Annotated in this window: 13 protein-coding genes; 9 read left to right on the forward strand and 4 right to left on the reverse strand. The window is 74.4% G+C overall.

The features are described 5' to 3' along the window. Window positions 1–46 precede the first annotated feature (46 nt). A complete protein-coding gene (locus tag DFJ68_RS00620) occupies window positions 47–2,380 on the forward strand; it encodes a beta-xylosidase/alpha-l-arabinosidase (protein WP_476718230.1) in 2,334 nt (777 codons plus the stop codon). Window positions 2,381–2,584: 204 nt separating this feature from the next. Here DFJ68_RS00620 and DFJ68_RS00625 read toward each other — a convergent pair whose 3' ends face one another. Both DFJ68_RS00625 and DFJ68_RS00630 read right to left on the reverse strand, forming a co-directional pair. Continuing rightward, window positions 2,585–3,823 (reverse strand): fatty acid desaturase family protein, encoded by a 1,239-nt coding sequence (locus DFJ68_RS00625; RefSeq protein ID WP_121030165.1) that lies wholly within the window; start codon window positions 3,821–3,823, stop codon window positions 2,585–2,587. Between the two features lie 14 nt (window positions 3,824–3,837). Next, entirely contained in the window at window positions 3,838–4,935 is a 1,098-nt protein-coding gene (locus tag DFJ68_RS00630; RefSeq protein ID WP_121030167.1) for a ferredoxin reductase, read from the reverse strand. A gap of 129 nt (window positions 4,936–5,064) precedes the next feature. Between DFJ68_RS00630 and DFJ68_RS00635 the strand changes: the two genes are divergently transcribed. The 8 genes from DFJ68_RS00635 to DFJ68_RS00670 all read left to right on the forward strand — a co-directional run bounded on the left by DFJ68_RS00635 (window position 5,065) and on the right by DFJ68_RS00670 (window position 17,057). Further along, complete coding sequence (locus DFJ68_RS00635; RefSeq protein WP_245963365.1) at window positions 5,065–6,327, forward strand: PucR family transcriptional regulator; 1,263 nt, start codon at window positions 5,065–5,067, stop codon at window positions 6,325–6,327. Window positions 6,328–6,484: 157 nt separating this feature from the next. Continuing rightward, entirely contained in the window at window positions 6,485–7,885 is a 1,401-nt protein-coding gene (locus tag DFJ68_RS00640) for a serine hydrolase domain-containing protein (protein WP_121030169.1), read from the forward strand. A 292-nt stretch (window positions 7,886–8,177) separates the two neighbouring features. Then, on the forward strand, window positions 8,178–9,785 hold the full coding sequence (locus DFJ68_RS00645; protein WP_121030171.1) for an ABC transporter substrate-binding protein: 1,608 nt from the start codon (window positions 8,178–8,180) through the stop codon (window positions 9,783–9,785). 8 nt (window positions 9,786–9,793) lie between these two features. Beyond that, window positions 9,794–10,828 carry an ABC transporter permease gene (locus DFJ68_RS00650; protein ID WP_211333238.1) on the forward strand — a complete coding sequence of 345 codons (1,035 nt, stop codon included), beginning with the start codon at window positions 9,794–9,796 and terminating at the stop codon, window positions 10,826–10,828. Between the two features lies 1 nt (window position 10,829). After that, window positions 10,830–12,953 (forward strand): dipeptide/oligopeptide/nickel ABC transporter permease/ATP-binding protein, encoded by a 2,124-nt coding sequence (locus tag DFJ68_RS00655; protein ID WP_121030173.1) that lies wholly within the window; start codon window positions 10,830–10,832, stop codon window positions 12,951–12,953. Then, window positions 12,950–14,074 (forward strand): ABC transporter ATP-binding protein, encoded by a 1,125-nt coding sequence (locus DFJ68_RS00660; protein ID WP_121030175.1) that lies wholly within the window; start codon window positions 12,950–12,952, stop codon window positions 14,072–14,074. Before DFJ68_RS00655 ends, DFJ68_RS00660 begins: the two co-directional genes overlap by 4 nt. Continuing rightward, entirely contained in the window at window positions 14,071–16,215 is a 2,145-nt protein-coding gene (locus tag DFJ68_RS00665) for a S9 family peptidase (protein WP_211333239.1), read from the forward strand. Before DFJ68_RS00660 ends, DFJ68_RS00665 begins: the two co-directional genes overlap by 4 nt. Further along, window positions 16,212–17,057, forward strand: coding sequence for a GNAT family N-acetyltransferase (locus DFJ68_RS00670; protein WP_121030177.1), 846 nt, complete (start codon window positions 16,212–16,214; stop codon window positions 17,055–17,057). The genes DFJ68_RS00665 and DFJ68_RS00670 overlap by 4 nt, the downstream gene beginning before the upstream one ends. A gap of 34 nt (window positions 17,058–17,091) precedes the next feature. Here DFJ68_RS00670 and DFJ68_RS00675 read toward each other — a convergent pair whose 3' ends face one another. Beyond that, entirely contained in the window at window positions 17,092–18,753 is a 1,662-nt protein-coding gene (locus DFJ68_RS00675) for a PucR family transcriptional regulator (protein ID WP_121030179.1), read from the reverse strand. A 71-nt stretch (window positions 18,754–18,824) separates the two neighbouring features. Further along, window positions 18,825–20,384: an amidohydrolase family protein gene (locus DFJ68_RS00680; protein ID WP_121030181.1), complete on the reverse strand. Its 1,560-nt coding sequence runs from the start codon at window positions 20,382–20,384 to the stop codon at window positions 18,825–18,827. Between the last annotated feature and the right edge of the window lie 47 nt (window positions 20,385–20,431).

Here is a 20,431-nt window from a genome sequence, read left to right on the forward strand (position 1 = left end):
CTCGCTCCTCCCGACCCTCTGCCCGACCCTCTGAAGGGACCCTGCAGTGACCCCGCCCTCGTCGACCACGACGACCACGCCCACCGCACCGACACCGACCAGCGCGGATGCCGGGACGGCCCCCTCGTCGCACGAGCGTGCCGTCGCGCTCGCGGCCCGGATGACCCTGCCGGAGAAGCTCGCTCAGCTCGTCGGGTTCTGGGAGAAGGAGGACGGCGAGGCGGTGGCGCCCCTGCAGGGCGACTTCGAGCAGGCGCAGGGCCTCGACGCGGCCACGGCCCACGGGCTCGGCCACCTCACGCGGGTCTACGGGACCCGGCCGGTCGAGCCGGCCGAGCGGGCGCGCTGGCTCTGGGAGCGGCAGCGGCGCCTCGTGCGCGAGACCCGCCTCGGCATCCCCGCGCTCGTGCACGAGGAGTGCCTCACCGGGCTCGCCGCGTGGACCGCGACGACCTACCCGACCCCCCTCGCCTGGGGGGCGAGCTTCGACCCCGACCTCGTCGAGCGGATGGGGGCGGCCATCGGCTCGTCGATGCGGGCCCTCGGCGTGCACCAGGGGCTGGCACCGGTGCTCGACGTCGTGCGCGACCCACGCTGGGGACGGGTCGACGAGTGCATCTCCGAGGACCCGTACGTCGTCGGCACCGTCGGCACCGCCTACGTGCGCGGCCTGCAGGGGGCCGGGGTGCACGCCACCCTCAAGCACTTCGTCGGCTACTCGGCCTCGCGCTCGGGCCGCAACTTCGGCGTCGTCGAGGCCGGACGGCGCGAGCTCGAGGACGTGCTGCTCGTGCCCTTCGAAATGGCCCTGCTCGACGGCGGTGCCCGCTCCGTCATGCACGCCTACGTCGAGATCGACGGCGTGCCGGTGGCGTCCGACCCCGAGCTGCTCACCGGGGTGCTGCGTGACCGCTGGGGGTTCACCGGCACCGTCGTCGCCGACTACTTCGGCGTCGCCTTCCTGCACCTGCTGCACGGGGTGGCCGCCGACCTCGGCGAGGCGGCCGGGCTCGCGCTCGCCGCGGGCGTCGACGTCGAGCTGCCCACCGGTGACGCCTATCTCCGACCGCTGGAGACGGCGGTGCGGCGGGGCGACGTCGACGAGCGCCTCGTCGACCGGGCCGTCGTGCGGGCCCTGACACAGAAGGCCGACCTCGGCCTGCTCGACGCGACCTTCGACGACGAGCCGCCGACCGCCGTCGACCTCGACCCCGACGAACACCGTTCTCTCGCTGCGCAGCTCGCAGAGGAGTCGGTCGTGCTCCTGTCCAACGACGGCACTCTGCCTCTTGCCCGTGGCCGCCGCGTCGCCGTCGTCGGACCCAACGCGCACCGCGTGGCCGCCCTCATGGGGTGCTACTCCTTCGTCAACCACGTGCTGCCCCAGCACCCGGGGGTGCCCGACGGCATCCGGGTGCCGACCGTGCTCGAGGCGCTCACCACCGAGCTGGGTGCGGCGCCCGACCTCGCCCTCGGATGCGCGGTCGACGACGACGACACGAGCGGGTTCGACGAGGCGGCCCGCGTGGCTGCCTCCGCCGACGTCGTCGTCGCCGTCGTCGGCGACCACGCCGCGCTCTTCGGTCGCGGGACCGTCGGCGAGGGCTGCGACCGCGACGACCTCGAGCTGCCGGGGGTCCAGCGGGCCCTCGTCGAGCGGCTCCTCGAGCAGGGCCGGCCCGTCGTGCTCGTCGTGCTGAGCGGCCGCCCGTACGCGCTCGACTGGGCCCTGGCCCGCTGCGCTGCCGTCGTGCAGGCGTTCTTCCCCGGCGAGGAGGGCGGCGCCGCCGTCGCCGGCGTGCTGAGCGGCCGGGTCAACCCGTCGGGTCGGATGCCGGTGAGCGTGCCGCGCTCGGCCGGTGCGCAGCCGTACACGTACCTGCACCCACCGCTGGGTGGGCCGAGCGACGTGAGCAGCCTCGACACCACCCCGGCCCTGCCCTTCGGGCACGGGCTGTCGTACACGACCTTCAGTCGTACCGACCTCGTCGTCGACGCCGCCGCCACGTCCGGCCCGGTCGTGGCGCGGGTGCGGGTCACCAACACCGGCGAGCGGGCCGGCACCGACGTCGTGCAGCTCTACGGCCGTGACGTCGTCGCCAGCGTCACCCGCCCGGTGGCCCAGCTGCTCGGCTACCGCCGGCTGCACCTCGAGCCGGGGGAGTCGCGCACGGTCGAGCTCGTCGTGCCCGCGGCGCGGCTCGCCTTCACCGACCGACGTGGCCGGCGCGTCGTCGAGCCCGGCGACCTGCGCCTCTGGGTGGGTCCGTCGTGCGCCGACCGCGAGACCGAGGTGACCGTCACCCTCACGGGGCCGGTGCACGAGGTCGCGGCCGACCGCGCCACCGAGCGCGTCACCCGCACGACCCTCCACCCCTGACGGGTCGCCCTCTCCACCCAGACACCCCCCGTCGAAAGGCCAATTAGAGGTCACCGAAAGGCCAACCGGCCGCCGAGAACGCCGGATGCCGGTGAGCCGGCCCGCGTACGCGAACTAGCCCACCGGCATCCAGTGGCCTTTCGGCAGTAGCTATTTGGCCTTTCGACGGATTCTCCGCCGGGAGGCGGTACCCCGCCGGGAGGGTCAGGCGGTGGCGGCCTTCTTCGGCGGCAGGGCGAGGCGGAAGACCTTGGCCCAGGCCGAGCCGACCTGCTTGGGCAGCGGGCCGGTCGTGTACGGCAGGCCGTAGCGGTCGCAGATCTCACGCAGCGCGACGGCCACCTCGGCGTACCGGTTGCTGGGCAGGTCGGGGAAGCAGTGGTGCTCGATCTGGTGGCTGAGGTTGCCGGTCATGAGGTGCATGAGCTTGCTGCCGGAGATGTTGGCCGAGCCGAGCATCTGGCGGATGTACCAGTCGCCGCGGGTCTCGCCCTCGATCTCGTCCTCGGTGAAGGTGTCGACACCGTCGGGGAAGTGGCCGCAGAAGATGACCGAGTGGGCCCAGACGTTGCGGATCGCGTTGGCGGTGAAGGTGCCGATGAGCGCCTGCTTGCCCGAGCCGAAGACCATGGCGGCGGCGGGGGTGGCGGCGTAGTCCTTCGTGAACTGGCGCACGACCTTGCGGCCGGTGGCCTTGAGGTCACGCACGAGCTCGGCCTTGCTCTTCTCGCCGTCCTTGTACGCCTCGAGCTCGAGGTCGTAGATGGCGATGCCCCACTCGAAGAACGGCGCGAGGATCGCGTTGTAGACGGGGTTGCCGAGGTTGGCGGGGTGCCACGGCTCGGAGGCGTCCATGCGCAGGATGGAGTAGCCCACGTCCTTGTCCTTGCCCAGCACGTTCGTCCACGTGTGGTGCAGGTCGTTGTGGGTGTGCTTCCACGACGCGGCGGGCGAGACGAAGTCCCACTCCCACGTCGTCGAGTGGATGTCGGGGTCACGCATCCAGTCCCACTGGCCGTGCAGGACGTTGTGGCCGATCTCCATGTTCTCGAGGACCTTCGCGACCGAGAGCATCGCGGTGCCGGCGACGAAGGCGCCCTTCTTCTTCGACACGAGCAGGGTGGCGCGGCCGGCGAGCTCGAGCCCGCGCTGCACCTTGATGACGCGGCGGATGTACGCGGCGTCCTTGGCCCCCCGGCTCGCGATGACCTTGTCACGCAGGGCGTCGAGCTCGCGCCCGAGCTGCTCGACCTGGGCGTCGCTGAGGTGCGCGGCGGCAGCAGGACGGTTGGCGGGGCCACCCGAGGCGGCCAGCACGGGCTTGCGGCGACCGGCGGATGCCGGGGCGCCCGGGGCGGGCACGGGCGCAGCGGCCCGGGCGCCCGGCGTACCCGAGGGTGCGAGCGGGGGCGTGTTGACGGGTGCGTTCACCAGTGTGGTCATTGGGGGTTCCCTTCCTAGATGTCCAGGTGGACGGGTCCGGCGGCGGCGTTGATACAGGTCTGGATGAGGTCGCCCTCCTCGCCGTGCACCTCGCCGGTGCGCAGGTCGCGCACCTTGCCGGCGACGAGCGGGGTGAGGCAGCTGCGACAGATGCCCATGCGGCATCCGCTCGGCATGACGACGCCGCACTCCTCGCCGGCGTCGAGCAGCGTCACGTCTCCGGGGGCGTCGAACTCCTTGTCCGACTTCTCGAAGGTAACGAGCCCGCCCTCGCCTCCGGTTCCCGGGAGCAGGACGGGGGCGAAGCGTTCGATGGTGAGGCCGGCGTGCTCGTCGTCGGCGCCGTCGCGCTCCCAGAGCGCGGTGGCGGCGTCGAGGAAGTCGGCGGGGCCGCAGGCGTAGGCAGCGCGGTCGCGCCAGTCGGGGCACAGCGACTCGAGGTCGGTGGTGGTCTCGAGGTCGAGGCGGCGGCCGTGGGCCTCGCCGGCCCCGGCGGGCGCCGCGCCCTCGCGGGTGTACCAGTGCTTGACGACGAGGCCGGGGAACTGGTCGGCCAGCTCGAGCAGCTCGTCGTGGAAGAGGGCGTCCTCGCGGGTGCGGGCCGAGTGGACCAGCACGACATCGGCGTCGGGCCGACGCGGCACGAGCGTGCGGATCATCGACATGACGGGGGTGAGCCCGCTGCCGGCCGTGAGCATGAGCAGCGGCCGCGGGTGCTCGGGGAGGGTGAAGTCGCCCTGCGGGGTGTCGAGGAAGAGGACGTCGCCGACCGTGGTGTGGCGCGCCAGCGCCGTCGAGACGACCCCGATCGCGGTGACCGTGATGGCCGGGTCGTGCCCGGCGGCGGCCGACAGGGAGTAGCTGCGCCACTGCCGCACGCCGTCGATCTCGACCCCGATGCGGGCCCACTGGCCGGCCTCGTGGGCGTTCCAGCCCTTGCCCGGGCGGAAGTGGATGGTGGTCGACTCGGGGGTCTCACGGGTCACCCGCGTGACGACGCCGCGCAGCTGGCGGGTCGAGCTGAGGGGGTTGACCAGACCCAGGAAGTCCTCCGGCGAGAGCGGCGTCGTCAGCAGCGAGGCGACGCGTCGCAGGGCACGGATCTGAGGCATGACCCCAGTCTCCCCCGGGAGGGCCCCCGAAGTCCTGCCCGCGCGCGTACGCTTTCGGTCAAGAACTTGTCGCCGCGAGACAGATTCCAGGAGGACAGTGTGGCGCAGACCACGTCCGACCCCCCGTGGTTGTCTCTACCGACCGAAGTCAGCGACCTCATCCGGCCCCGGGTCGGCGACATCGTCGAGGCCATCATCGAGGGTATCCCGCGTGACGTCCCGGTGTACGCGATGCCGATGGAGGGCCGCTTCGGCGAGGGGGTTCGCCGCGGCGTGAGCATCGCCCTGGGCCGTTTCCTCGACCTGCCAGGGACCCGCCTGCCGGCCCTGTCCGACGACGGCAAGTGGGTCTACGAGGGGCTCGGTCGGGGCGAGGTGCGCTCGGGCCGCAGCCTCGAGTCGCTGCTGGCGGCCTACCGCTACGGCGCCCGCGTCGTCTTCCGGGCCATCTCCCGCACCGTCGACGTCTCCCGGATGCCGCCGGAGGTGCTGCTCTCGCTCGGGGAGTCGCTCTTCGCCTACATCGACGAGCTGTCGGCGGCGAGCGCCCAGGGCTACGCGCACGAGCAGTCGGAGCGGGCCGGCGAGCAGCAGCGCCTGCGCGGCGAGCTGCTCGAGACGCTGCTGCGCGGCGACGCCACCGAGGCGGCGGTCGCGCGGTCGGCGGCGGGCATCGGCTGGGTGCTGCCGGAGACGGTCGCCGTGGCGATCGTCCCCTTCCCGCACGTCGAGGGCCTGCGCGCCGCCCTCGGCCCCGACGTGCTCGTGGCCGAGCGCGGAACCGACGTCGTCGTCGTCGCCCCCCTCGCCACGAGCCGCGACCGGGCCCTGCTGCACCGGGCGCTGCGCGGGCGGCACGCCATCGTCGGGCCCGCCCGCCCGTGGGTCGAGGCCGCCGAGTCGCTGCAGCTCGCGACCTCGGCCTCCGCCCACGGGCTGGCCACGACGGCATCCTCGGCGACCCTGCCCTCGCCCGAGGTGGCCGGGCCGCAGGGCGCGTCGAAGCCCTCGCCCGCCGCCACGTCGTCGAAGGACGCCGAGGATGCCGCCGGGGCGCAGTCGGGCGCCCGCACCGACGGCCCGCTGTGGGTCGACGAGCACCTCGCCGACCTCGTCGTGCACGCCGAGCCCCTCGCGACGGCCGACCTCGCGCGTCGCCGGCTCGCCCCGTTCGAGTCGCTGCGGCCCGCGGTGCGCGCCCGCCTCGCGGAGACGCTGCTGGCGTGGCTGCGGCACCAGGGGCAGCGGGCTCCCATCGCCGACGAGCTGTTCGTGCACTCTCAGACGGTCGGCTACCGGGTGGCCCAGCTGCGCGAGCTCCTCGGCGACGACCTCGACGACCCGCAGGCGCGGTTCGAGCTCGAGCTCGTGCTGCGCGCCGGGCACCGCTGATGCTGTGTGACCCCCGTGGAGGGTTCTCGTCGCGAGGGTGACGAGAACCCTCCACAGGGCTGACTCCCGCGGGTGGTCGGGTCGCATGAGGGATGCCGGTGGGTTTCGTCACCGACGACGAACCACGCCGCGAGCCCCCCGCCTAGGTTCGCTCGTCATGACAGACCTGCAGACCGACCTCAGTGCCGTCGGCGCCCGCGCGGCGCGTGTGCTGCCCGAGCTTCTCGAGCGGCACGACGTGCCCGCCGCCGCACTCGGCATCCTGCTCGGCGACGAGGTCTTCACGACCTCGGCCGGGGTGCTCAACCTCGGCACCGGCGTCGAGGCGACCGACGACTCGGTCTTCCAGATCGGCTCGATCACCAAGGTCTGGACCGCCACCCTCGTGCTGCAGCTCGTCGACGAGGGGCTCGTCGACCTCGACGCGCCGGTGCGCACCTACCTGCCGGGGCTGCGGCTCGCCGACGACGAGGCCGCGGCGGCCATGACCGTGCGGCAGCTGCTCTCGCACACCGCCGGGTTCGAGGGCGACATCTTCACCGACACCGGCCGCGGCGACGACGCGATCGAGAAGCTCGTCGCCACCTTCGACGACGTGCCGCAGCTGTTCGAGCCCGGAGCGCTGTTCTCCTACAACAACGCCGGCTACTGCGTGCTCGGACGGCTCGTCGAGGTGCTGCGCGAGAAGCCGTACGACGAGGTGCTCGCCGAGCGACTCTTCACCCCGCTCGGCCTGACCCACGCCGCGGCCGGGCCGTACGAGGCCATCCGCTTCCGCGTCGCGATGGGTCACGTCGACAAGGAGGGCGGGGGCCAGGAGCCCGCGCCGTTCTGGGCCCTGGCCCACTCCAACGGCCCGGCCGGTGCCCACCTGGCGATGAGCGCGGCCGACCTGCTCGCCTTCGCGCGGATGCACCTCGACGACGGCCAGGCCCCCGACGGCACCCAGGTGCTCTCACCGGCATCCGTCACGGCCATGCAGGAGGCCCAGGTCTCCCTGCCCGACCTACGCGTCATGGGCACGTCGTGGGGCCTCGGCTGGGAGCTGTTCGAGAACGCCGCCGAGCCGATGGTCGGCCACGACGGCAACACCGTCGGGCAGGCGTCCTTCCTGCGCGTCGTGCCCGGGCGCCGGCTCGCGGTGACGCTGCTGACGAACGGCGGCCAGCCCTACGACGTCTTCCACGACCTCGTCGGCGACGTGCTGCGTGAGCTCGCCGGCGTCGAGCTGACCCCGCTGCCGACGCCGCCCGAGAGCCCGGAGCCCGTCGGTGACGCCTCGCCGTACGTCGGCACCTACGGCAACCGGGTGCTGCACGTCGTCGTCAGCCAGGACGACGACGGGCGGGTGTGGTCCGAGCTGCAGCCGCAGGGCGCCACCCCCGACCCGAGCAGCGAGGCCCAGCGCATCGAGCTCGTGCCGCTCGGGCCCGACGTGCTCGTGCCGCTCGAGCCGGTGCAGGGCCTGCACATCCCGCACGCCTTCGTCGGCCGCGAGGCCGACGGCCCGGCCCGCTGGCTGCACATCGGGCGGGCGATGCCGCGCCTGACCGAGTGACCGACTGACCGACCGGGCCATCGGGCCATCGGGCCATCGGGCCATCGGGCGACCGGGCGACCGGGCGACCGGTCGACCCGGCCCCGTCGGCCACGACGTCGGCGCTGTCGACCCGCACCACGAGGGGCGCCCGATCTCGTCCCATCCGACGAACACCCGGGCGCCCGGCTCGCGCAGGCTGGCGACACCCGCCGCGACCCCATTCGCACGGCACGGCACGCGTACCGAGAACCGCACCGACCGGCATCCGCCGCCCGGACGACCAGCACCCGACCAGCAGACAAGGACCGCGATGAGACACCTCGCCACCGCCAGTGGAGCCGCCCTCATGGCCATCGCGCTCGCCGCCTGCGGTGGTGGGGGCGGCGACGGCGGGACCGGGGCGGGGGGCACGGGCGGCGCCCCGGCCGACCTCGTCGACGGCGCCACCTTCACGATGGCCACCAGCGCCGACCCCGGCAGCCTCGACCCGCAGATGTCGGCGAGCTCGATCCTGCTGCAGCTCAGCGGCTTCGCCTACGACTCGCTCGTCTCGAGCGCGTCCGACGGCACCATCGTCAAGGGCCTGGCGACCGACTGGAAGGTCGACGGCACGAAGGTCACGATGACCATCGGGAGCGGCATCACGTGCTCCGACGGGTCCGCGTTCACCGCCGCCGACGCCGCGGCGAACATCAACTTCATGGGCGACCCGGCCAACAAGAGCGCCTTCATCGGCGTCTTCGTCCCCTCGGGGGCCAAGGCCGCCGCGAGCGGCTCGACCCTCACCGTCACCCTCGCGGCGCCCGCGCCCTTCGTGCTCGAGGGCCTCGCGGTCGCGCCGATGGTGTGCAAGAGCGGCCTCGCGAACCGCAAGGGGCTCGAGAAGCAGACCGCCGGCACGGGGCCCTACCAGCTCACCGAGGTCGTGCCGAGCGACCACTTCACGTACACGAAGCGCCAGGGCTACACGTGGGGGCCGAACGGCGCCACGACCGCCGAGAAGGGGATGCCGCAGACGGTGACCGTCAAGGTGGTGCCGAACCAGACGACGGCCGCGAACCTGCTGCTGTCGGGCGGCCTCAACGCCGCCACCATCACGGGCCAGGACGCCACCCGGCTCGAGGGGGCCAAGCTGTTCAGCTCGCAGCTCGACGCGCTCGTCGGCCAGATGTGGTTCAACCACACGAGCGGTCGCCCGGGTGCCGACAAGGACGTGCGGAAGGCCCTGACCCAGGCCCTCGACCTCGCCCAGGTGCGCGAGGTGTTCACCGCCAAGCAGGGCGCCGCGCCGACGACGTTCTCGGTCGTCCCGCCGCTGGCCTGCCCGGGCGACTCGGTCACCCCCGCGCTGCCGAAGGGTGGCCTCGACGCGGCCAAGCAGGCGCTCGACGCCGCCGGCTGGACCGCCGGCTCCGACGGCATCCGGGCCAAGGACGGCAAGCCGCTCGCGGCCACGTTCGTCTACCAGAGCGCGGCGGGCGCGAGCGGCGCGGCGGCCGCCGAGCTGGCCGCCGGCGTGTGGAAGCAGCTGGGTGCGAACGTCACCCTCAAGGCGCAGGACCAGACGGCGCTGCTGCAGACGATGTTCTCCAGCGGTGACTGGGACGTCGCGTGGCTGCCGCTCAACGTCAGCAGCCCCGACCAGCTCGTACCCTTCCTCTCGGGCCCGGCCGCGCCGAACGGCAACAACTTCGCCCACATCGACAACCCCGCCTACACCGAGGCCGTCACCGCCGCCGCCAAGCTGCCCGGCAAGGAGGGCTGCGCCACCTGGCTCAAGGCTGAGACGGTCCTCGTGACGGATGCCGACGTGGTGCCCTTCGCGAACCAGCCCGCCAAGACCTTCGGCCAGAAGGCGCAGTTCACGTCCGGCTCCTCGGCGGTCGCGCCGACGAGCATCCGCATGCTGGCGGGCTGACCGTGACGGTGGGGACGAGGAGCGTCGGCGGGGCCGCCGGCTCCGGCGGGGCCCACCGGCCGGCGGGGCGGTTCGCCTCGCTGGCCGGGGGCCTCGAGCACCCGTGGGTCCGCTTCGCGCTGCGGCGGTCCGGGCGGCTGCTCGTCTCGCTGTGGGTGCTCGTCACGGCCTCGTTCCTCATGATCCACCTCATCCCGGGCGACCCCGTGCGCTCGGCCCTCGGGCCGACCGCGCCGGCCGAGCTCGTCGCCGCCCGACGGGCCCAGCTGGGGCTCGACGACCCGCTGTTCGCGCAGTACCTGCGTTTCTTCAAGGGCCTGTTCACCGGTGACCTCGGGGTGTCGCTGACGAGCTCCCTGCCGGTGACCGACGTGGTCGCGCAACGCCTCCCGCCCACCCTCGTGCTCGCGGTGCTCGCCTTCGGGGTGGCCCTGCTGCTCTCGGTGCCCATCGGTCTGCTCATGGGCATCCTCACCCGCGGCGGTCGCGCCCGACGGGCCGAGCTCGGCTTCTCGGGCACGAGCGTGGTGCTCGGGTCGATCCCCGAGTTCCTCCTCGGCGTCGGCCTCGTGTGGATCTTCGGCGTCTCGCTCGGGCTGCTGCCCGTCGCCGGCCGCTCGACGCCGGCGTCGTACGTGCTGCCCGTGCTGTCGCTGTCGATCGGCCCGGCCGCCGCGCTCGCCCGCATCATGCGCGTCGACATGGTCGCGATCCTGCAGGCCGACTACATCCGCACCGCCCGCGCCAAGCGGCTGCCCGCGTCGCGGGTCTACCTGCGCCACGCGCTGCCGAACGCGCTGACCGCGACGATCACCCTCGGCGGCCTGCTGCTCAGCTCGCTCGTCGCCGGCACGGTGCTCGTCGAGAACGTCTTCGCCTGGCCGGGCCTCGGCAGCACGATCGTCAGCTCGATCCTGCAGAAGGACTACCCGCTCGTGCAGGGCATCGTCCTCGTCTACGGCGTGGGGGTCCTCGTCGTCAACACCGCCGTCGACGTCGCGCTCGCCCTGCTCGACCCCCGTTCCGCCATCAGGGAGGGCTGAGATGGCCCAGTCGCAGGTCGCCCAGGCCGTACCGGGCCAGCCGGGTCAGCTCGGCGGGCCGGGTGGTGAGCTCGTCGCTGGCCCGCCGGGTCCGGCCGGTCCGGCCGGCCCCGCGTCGCGCCGCCGGTCGGGCGCCCGCCGCTGGCTCGCCGTGCTGCGCACCCCGGTCGGGCTGAGCGCCTCGCTGCTGCTCGGGCTCGTGCTCGTCGTGGCCGTGCTGGCACCGATCATCTGGGGCGACCGCGCCGAGGCCGTCGACACGACCCGCATCCTCGAGGGCGCATCGTCCGACCACTGGGTCGGCACCGACAACCTCGGTCGCGACCTCTTCTTCCGCGTCCTCGTCGCCACCCGCCTCTCGGTCGGGCTGGCCCTCGCTGCCACCGTCATCGCCGTCGTCGCGGGGCTGCTGCTCGGCACGGCGCCGATCGTGCTGGGGCGTCGGCTGGGGGCACCCGTCGTCGCCCTCGTCAACATCGCCGTCGCCTTCCCGGGGCTGCTGCTCGCGCTCTTCTTCGCCGTCGTCTTCGGCGTCGGCACGACGGGCGCGGTGCTGGCCATCGGCTTCGCCGGCGCGCCCTCGTTCGCCCGCCTCACCCAGACACTCGCCGCCGGCATCGCCGACCGTGACTACGTCGCCGCCGCCCGCCTCGCCGGGGTCTCGCGGCTGCGGCTGCTCGTGCGCCACGTGCTGCCGAACATCGGCGAGCCCCTCGTCGTCAACGCCACCATCGGCGCCGGTGGGGCGCTGCTCGCGTTCGCCGGTCTGTCGTTCCTCGGTCTCGGCGTGCAGGCCCCCGCCTACGACTGGGGCCGGCTGCTGCAGGACGGCCTCGGCGGCATCTACGTCCACCCCGAGGGCGCGCTCGCGCCCGGCGCCGCCATCGTCGTGGCCGGGCTGGCCTTCAACCTCTTCGGTGAGGCCGTCGCCAAGGGCCTCGGCCTCACCGCGACCGTGGGCCGGATGCCGTCCGATCGGCGTCGTCGTCGCGGCCGCGCCGGCGACTCGGTAGCGAATAACGCCACAGCGCAACGGAACTCGGCCACGACGGCATCGGCGGTGTCCTCCGTGGCGCCGGCCACGACGGCATCCGGTGCGACGGTGGCGGCCGGCGCGACCGCCCGGACCGCCGTGACCGCCGACGACCGTGAGGTCGTGCTCGACGTCGCCGACCTCACGGTGCGCTACCCCGGCGCCGACGGCCCGGTCACCCCCGTGCGCGGCGTCGGCTTCACCGTGCACCGAGGCGAGGGCGTGGGCGTCGTGGGGGAGTCCGGCTCCGGCAAGTCGCTCACCGCCCTCGCGGTGGCCCGCCTCGTCGAGACGCCGGGGGAGACGGAGGCGACCCGGCTGACCTTCCTCGGGCACGACCTGCGCGGCCCCCTGACGAAGGCGACGCGATCGGTGCTCGGCACCTCGTTCGCGATGGTCTTCCAGGACCCGATGACCTCGTTCAACCCGACCCAGCGCATCGGGCGGCAGCTCGCCGAGGTGTCACGTACGCACGCCGGCCTCGGCCGTCGTCAGGCCATGGACCGCGCCGTCGACCGCCTGCGCGGGGTGCGGGTCCCCGCGGCCGAGCGGCGCGCCCGCCAGTACCCGCACGAGTTCTCGGGCGGCATGCGGCAGCGGGCGATGATCGCCATGGGGCTCATGGGCCAGCCGGCCCTCGTCGTCGCCGACGAGCCGACGACCGCCCTCGACGTCACGGTGCAGCGTCAGGTGCTCGACCTGCTCGCCGCCGTGCGCCGTGACGGTGACGTCGCGCTGCTGCTCATCAGCCACGACGTCGCGGTCGTGCGGCAGGTCTGCGAGCGGGTACTCGTCATGTACGCGGGGCGCATCGTCGAGGACCTCCCGTCCGACCGCCTCGCCACGGGCGCCCTGCACCCCTACACGCGCGCCCTCGTCGCGACGGTGCCCGACATGGACGTCGACCGCGGCCGACCGCTGCCCGTCATCGCCGGGCGCCCGGTCGACCCCGCGCACCAGCCCGTCGGCTGCGCGTACGCCGCACGCTGCCCCCTCGCCGACGACCACTGTCGGGCGGTCGACCCGCCCCTCGTGACGGTGGCCGGTAGCGGCCGGGTCGCCTGCTGGCACGCGGGGGAGGCCGGGTCGTGAGCGAGCTGAGATTCGAGGACGTCAGCGTGCGCTTCGGCAGCCGCCGACGCGGCCTCACCGCCGTCGACGGGGTGGACCTCGTCGTACCCGACAGCGAGATCGTCGGTCTCGTGGGGGAGTCTGGCTCCGGAAAGTCGACGCTCGCCCGGGCCGCCGCCGGGCTCACCCCCGTCTCCGGCGGGCGGATCCTGCTCGACGGCAAGCCGATCGGTGCGCCGGCCCGGGGGAGGAGGGGTCCGAACCCCGTGCAGATGGTCTTCCAGGACCCGTACTCGTCGCTCGACCCGCGCATGACGATCGGCGAGAGCATCGCCGAGGCCATGCCGCGCGGGGTGCGGGGCGGAGCCCGCCGCGCCGAGGTGACCCGTCTGCTCGAGCTCGTCGACCTCGACGGCGACCGGGCCCATGCCTACCCGGGTCTGCTGTCGGGCGGTCAACGGCAGCGGGTCGCGCTCGCCCGGGCGCTCGCCGCGCGCCCCGACGTCATCGTGGCCGACGAGATCACCTCTGCCCTCGACGTGTCCATCCAGGGCACGGTGCTCAACCTCGTCGTCGACCTCCAGCGCGAGCTCGGCACGTCGATGCTCTTCATCTCGCACAACCTCGCCGTCGTGCGGTACGTCGCCCGCACCATCGCCGTCATGTACCTCGGCCGCATCGTCGAGCACGGCCCGGCCGACGAGGTGCTGAGCAACCCCCAGCACCCGTATACCCGTGACCTGCTGGCCGCCGTGCCCGAGTCGCTGCACGCCGAGAGCGACCGGATGCCGGTCGGTGGCCTCGACGGGGTGGCGCTGGCCGAGCCCGCCGACCCCCACACGCCCCCGACGGGCTGCCGCTACCACCCTCGCTGCCCCGTCGGACCGGTGGTGCGGAGTGACCGCGAGGTGTGCCGCACCGACGCCCCGACGACCGAGCACCTCCACCTCGCCGCGTGCCACTTCGCACCGCCGCTCGCCGTCGGCCCGGCGACGCGCGACGCGAGCGACGCTGCGGGACGGGGCGTTCCGGCATCCGGGCTGCACCTCGACGGTCGGCAGAAGCCCGCCGACCCCACGATCGACGCCACCACCGATCCTGCCCCCGACACCGGTGCGGCCGACCTCCAGGGAGCCTCGTGACCCGTCCCCACCGCACCGAGGCGGGCAGCACCCGACCGATGCGTGTCGACGACCTCGCCGCCGTCGCCACGCCGTGGGGGGCCGCCGTGTCACCCGACGGCACGCAGGTCGTCTACGTGCTGCGCACCGTCGACCTCGCCGACGACCGCGACGTCGACCGGCTGTGGCGGGTGCGCGACGGGCACGACCCCGAGCCGCTGACCGGCGGTGTCGGCGACGGCTCCCCGGCCTGGTCGCCCGACGGGCGGCGGATGGCCTTCGTGCGTCGCGCCTCCGGTGGCGGCGGAGACGCCGGCGACAGGGGTGACGGCGGCGGCGCACCCCAGCTGTGGCTGCTGCCCGCCGACGGCGGCGAGGCGACCCGGCTCACCGACCTGCCGCTCGGCGCGGGCGCGCCGCAGTGGAGCCCCGACGGGAGGTACCTCGCCTTCGGTGCCGTCGTCGACCTGGCCGGCGAGACCGCCGACGCTGCCGCCCGGCCCGTCGTCGCCGACCGGCTCGACTACCACCCCGACGGGTCCGGCTACCTCGGTACCCGCCGACGGCACCTGCACGTCGTAGACGTCGAGTCGGGTGACTGCCGTCAGGTGACCGAGGGGGACTGGCACGTGGGCGCTCTCGCGTGGGCACCGGACAGCCGCCGCATCGCCTTCTGCGCCGACGTCACCGCCGACGGCGACCTGCGGACCCGGTGCCCGGTGCACGTCGTCGACGCCCTCGAGGCCGGCGCCGTCGCGCGGCAGGTGGGGCTCGGCGACGGGTACGCGCAGGCCGTCACGTGGACACAAGACGGCACGTCCCTCGTCGTCGTCGGGACGGCCGGTGCCCCGTCCGGGCACGCCCACCTGCTGCGCGTGACGCTGGGCGGTGGGTCCGCCGAGGACGACGTCGTCGACCTCGCCCCCGCCTTCGACCGCAACGTCATGGCGGGCGGTCCGGCCTACCCCGGGGCGACGCCGGTGCTGACGAGCGACGGCAAGAGCGTGCTGTTCTGCGCCCGAGACCGCGGCTGCACCCACCTCTTCTCGGTGCCCCTCGACGGCGGCGAGCCGCAGCGGCTGCTGGGCGGCGAGGGGATCGTCGTGTCCGGCCTGTCGGTGGCCGGGTCGCGGGCGGTGACGGTGCGCAGCACGCCTGACGCCTTCGCGGAGGTGGTCTCGCTCGACGTCGACGACGCCGCCCGCCCCGGCCGCGACAGCGATGCGGTGACCGTGCTCACCGACCACGCCGCCTCGTTGGCGGGCACCGAGCTCGTGCGCCGCGTGGCGCGCGAGTTCACCATCGGCGACGGCACGGTGGTGCAGGCCTGGCTCCTCACCCCGCCGGGCCGACCCGGCCCGTACCCGCTGCTGCTCGACGTGCACGGCGGCCCGCACAACGCGTGGAACGGGGCCGCCGACCCCGTCCACCTCTACCACCAGCAGCTCGTCGCGACGGGCTGGGCGGTGCTGCTCGTCAACCCGCGAGGGTCGGACGGCTACGGGGAGACCTTCTTCACCGCCGTCGCCGGTGCCTGGGGCGAGGCGGACGCCGCCGACTTCCTCGAGCCCGTCGACGCCCTCGTCGCCGAGGGCCTGGCCGACCCCGACCGTCTCGCCGTGACCGGCTACAGCTACGGCGGCTTCATGACCTGCCACCTCACCTCACGCGACCACCGTTTCGCGGCGGCGGTCGCCGGCGGTGTCGTCACCGACCTGCGCAGCATCGTCGGGACGGCCGACGACGGCGCCTTCTTCGTCGAGAACGAGCTCGGCGCCGAGCCGTGGGCCGACCCCGAGCTCTACGAGCGGCTCTCGCCCATCGCCCGCGTGCACGAGGTGCGCACCCCGACCCTCGTGCTGCACGGGGCCGACGACCACCGCTGCCCGGTGGGCCAGGCGCAGCAGTGGCACTACGGCCTGCGTGCCCGGCGGGTGCCGTCCCGGCTCGTGCTCTACCCGGGCGCGTCACACCTGTTCATCGTCGAAGGGCGTCCCTCGCACCGCCTCGACTACAACGAGCGGGTGGTCGACTGGCTGACCCGCCACGTACCCGACGCCGTCGATGCCACCGACGCGCCCGACGCAACGGACCCGGCATCCGACACACCGGCGGATGCCGGATCGCGAGACCCGTCGCCGGCGCCGGTGGGCGCCTCGTGAGCACGACCACCGTCAGCCTCGGTGACGGTGCCGCCGAGCGGGCCGCGCGCGCGGCCGGAGTCGAGGTTCGCCCGGTCGACGACCTCGACGAGCTGCGCGAGATGGTGGCGCTCTTCAGCACCATCTGGGGCACCCCACCGCTGACGACCGAGCTGCTGCGGGCGTTCAGCAAGGCGGGCGACTTCGTCGGGGGCGCCTTCGACGAGGGGCGGCTCGTCGGCGGCTGTGTCGGCTTCTTCGGGCCGCCGGCCCACCACGCCATGCACAGCCACATCGCCGGCGTGGCCGCGAGCGCGCGGCGGCGCCACGTCGGCTTCGCGCTCAAGGCGCTGCAGCGCGAGTGGGCCCTCGCCCGCGACGTCGCGACGGTCGAGTGGACCTTCGACCCCCTCGTCGCCCGCAACGCACACGTCAACGTCGTCAAGCTCGCCGCCGACCCGGTGCAGTACCTGCCCGACTTCTACGGGCCGATGGGCGACGCCATCAACGGCGGCGACGCCACCGATCGGCTGCTCGTGCGGTGGGACCTCGTCTCGCCCGAGGCTGAGCGCGCGTGCGCCGGCATCCCGAGGCGGGTCGACCTGGCCCGGCTGGTGGCCGACGGGGCCGGCGTGGCCCTCGGGGTCGGGTCGCGTGGCGAGCCCGTCGCTGCGGACGGACCGACGGACTCCCCGGTGACGCTCGTCGCGGTGCCGCGTGACGTCGAGGCGCTGCGCGTGACGGAGCCGGCGCTCGCTCGCGAGTGGCGGACGGCGGTGCGTGAGGCCCTCGGGCGGCTGCTCGACGACAGCGGGCGCGTCGTCGGCTTCGACGCCTCGGTCGGCTACGTCGTCCGTCGCTGACCACTCGACGGGGGCCGAGCGCCCTCTCGACGGGTCAGTCGCGCAGGAGACGCAGCTGGAGCATGGCGGCGAAGCGGGAGTCGGCGTCGTCGAGGTCGATGCCGCCGATCTCGGCGATTCGACGCAGGCGGTAGCGGAACGTGTTGACGTGCACGTGCACCCGCGCGGCCGCGGCCCCGACGTCGCCGGCCGAGTCGAGCCACGCGGAGAGGGTGGCGGTGAGCTGGCTGCGGTGCTCGGTGTCGTAGGCGCGCAGCCGGGCGATGGGGCCGGTCGGCTCGGCTCCCTCGGCGGCCGCGAGGTCGCCGAGCTGGAGCACCAGCGACTCGACCTGCACGTCGCTGACCCGGGCGACGCGCCGCTGGCCGGCGCCCTGGCGCAGCACCCGCAGGGCCCGGTCGGCGTCGGTGCGGGCCCTCGCCAGCCGGGACACGTCGGGGGCCGCGCGGCCCACCCCCACGTGGGCCTGCGGGCCGGTGCTCGTGCGCGAGAGGAACTCGGAGGCGACGCGCACGGCCCGCTCCTCGGCATCCTCGCTCGCCTCGCTGACGGGCAGGATGCCGTACGCGACCCCGCCGACGGACGCGACGACCGAGCCGGGGTGCAGGGCGGACAGGTGGATCGACAGGGCGTCGGTCACCCGCTGGCGCTCCGTCTCGCGGCGGGCCATCGAGTGCGACTCGCGCCCGTCGGTCTCGTCGGGCAGGCCGAGGGCGAGCACGACGAGGGGGCGGTCGGCGAGGCCGAGACGGCCGAGGGCCTCGACGGCGCCGGCCCCGCCCTCGAGCGCCGTGGCGACGAGGTCGGCGACGAGCCGGCGGCCGACGTCGGCCCCGGCCCGCACCCGCAGCAGGTGCAGCGCGACGAGCTTCGCGGCGTCGACGAGGGCCTGCTCGCGGTCGGGGCTGAGCTCGTCGGGCAGCACCGCCCAGATGGAGCCGAGCAGCTCGTCGCCGGCCCGTACCGCGACCGCCGCACGGCCGAGGGTCACGCCGTGGCCGATGTCGTCGGCGCTCGTGAAGACCGGCCGGTCCGAGGCGTACAGGCGTCGGAAGACGCCGAGCTGCTCGAGCCGCCGCAGGTAGCGCTCGGGCACCTGGCGCCCGAGGACCGTCTCGATGCGCGGCTCGTCGGCCTCGTCCTGCCGGCCCGAGAAGGCGAGCAGTCGTGAGCTGCGGTCCTCGATGGTGACGGGCGCGTCGAGCAGGGCGCCGATGGCGTTGGCGAGGGCGAAGAGGTCGCCGGCCGGTACCCCGGCGAGCGTCTCGGGCTCGCCCCCCGCGGTGGCGCCGGACGACCCGGGGTCGCCGATGCCCGACCCGCCGAGCAGCTCGCGCAGCAGGGCCGCGAGCTGGTTCCAGCTGGCGCCGCGGGTCAGGCCGAAGACCAGGGTGCCCGTCTCGCTCGCGACCTGCCGGACGGTGTCGTCGACGGCGACGGGTGAGCGCACGACGAGACCGGCGCCGTCGTGCGCCGAGAGGTCTCGCAGCAGGGTCGCGATGTCGTCGGCGCCGCGCACCCCGACACCGAGCACGAGCGCGCGGGGCGGCAGCGGCTGCTCGTCGAGGGGGTCGTGGATGACGACCGCGCCGACGCCCGAGTCGGCACGGGGGCCCTCGGCGTCGCCGGCGACGAGGTCGAGCAGCGTGGAGCCGAGGTGCTCGATGATGCGGCCGATGCCCGCCCGCGCCGCCATGGGCCGTCTCCCTGAGCTCGCCTGCCCCCGTACCGCTCCCGAGGTTCGCGCGCCATCATAGGCAGCGCTCGTCATCGCACCGGCGGGCGCGGCGGGCTCAGCGGGCTCGGCGGACTCGGCGGGCGGGCGGCGTCGCGCGGGGCGGAGCGGACGGGGCGACCGGGCAGCGCGTCGGTCATCAGCTCGCCGTCGCGCACGACCGCGGTGCCGCCGACGAGCAGGTGCCGCACCCCGACGGAGGGCGCGAGGTGCGTGTACGTCGCCCGGTCACCGATGCGGTCGGGGTCGAGCACGACGAGGTCCGCGTCGCAGCCGACCTGGACCCGGCCCTTGTGCCGCATGGCGGGAACCGCCGCCTCGAGCACCCGGGCCGGCACGAGGGTGCAGCGCCGCACCGCCTCGAGCAGCGACAGGGCGCCGCGCTCGCGCACGAGCCAGCGCAGCGTGCGCGAGAACGTGCCCGCGCTGCGGGGGTGTGACACGAGCCCCGGCGGCAGGGGCCAGCGGTCGTCGGCCGGGCGGCCGGCCGCGTCGACGGTCGGCATGGCGTCGGTCGCGATGGCGACGTCGTCGAGCAGCAGCGAGCGCTCGAGCAGGGCGAGGTCACCGGCATCCGTCTCGTCGAGGAAGTGCACGACGACGAGGGCGCCGGGGTCGGTCTCGCGCAGCTCGCGCAGGTGCGCGGCGTCACGCACCCTCTCGTTGGTCGGCAGGTAGGTCAGCGAGTCGGGGCGCAGCCCGGCCTGCTCGAGCGCCTCCGGGGCGAGGAAGGCGGCGCCGACGACGGTCGACCCGGCGCCGTAGGGGTAGGCCTCCGTGCTGACGCGCACCCCGACCCCGCGGGCCCGGTCGATGGCGTGGGCGACCTGCTCGATCATGCGGTTCGACGTGCTGTTGACGTGGCAGAGGTGCATGTGGGCGCCCGTGCCGGCCGCGGCCGAGATGACCTCGAGGGCGCCCTCGAGCGAGCCGTGCGGCTCGCGGTTCGACAGGTAGCGGGCGTGCGTGAACGTCGGGACGCCGAGGCGCTCGGCGAGGCGGGACAGCTCGAAGTACTCGCGGCGCTCGCTGTCGGGGGCGTACCCGACGAGCACCCCGATCCCGACGGCGCCCTCGGCCACCCCCTGCTCGAGCAGCGCGAGGATGCCGTCGACCTCGGTGGGCGTCGCCGGCCCGCGCCACCGCGCCCCGGCCTGGTGCGCGGCGAAGGTCGTCAGCGCCCCCGAGGGGTGCGCGACCGGCACGACGCCGTCGAGCACCTTCATGCGCGCCGAGGTCCAGGCGGCGGAGAAGCCGAAGTTGAGGGGCCGGCCCTCCTGCTCGGCGAGGGCGTACGTCTGCGCGACGGGCAACGCGCCGCCCTCGAGGTCGAGCGCGGTCGTCACCCCGTCGAGCGCCTGCAGCCGGTGACCGGTGATGGTCTGCGCGTGGCTGTGCAGGTCGACGAAACCGGGGGCCACGACGAGCCCGGTCGCGTCGATGGTCCGGTTCGCTGATGGCACAGGGTCGTTCGCGTCGAGCACCGCGGTGATGCGCCCGTCGGTCACCGCCACCGACCGGGTGCCGTCGAGCCCGGTCTCGGGGTCGAGCACCCGCCCGCCGACGACGAGGACGTCGCACTCGCTCACCATGACGTCACCCCTCCTCACCCGTCGAGAGGGCGCGTCGCCCCCGTCGA

Source organism: Terracoccus luteus (assembly GCF_003635045.1).
GTDB classification, from domain to species: Bacteria; Actinomycetota; Actinomycetes; order Actinomycetales; family Dermatophilaceae; genus Terracoccus; species Terracoccus luteus.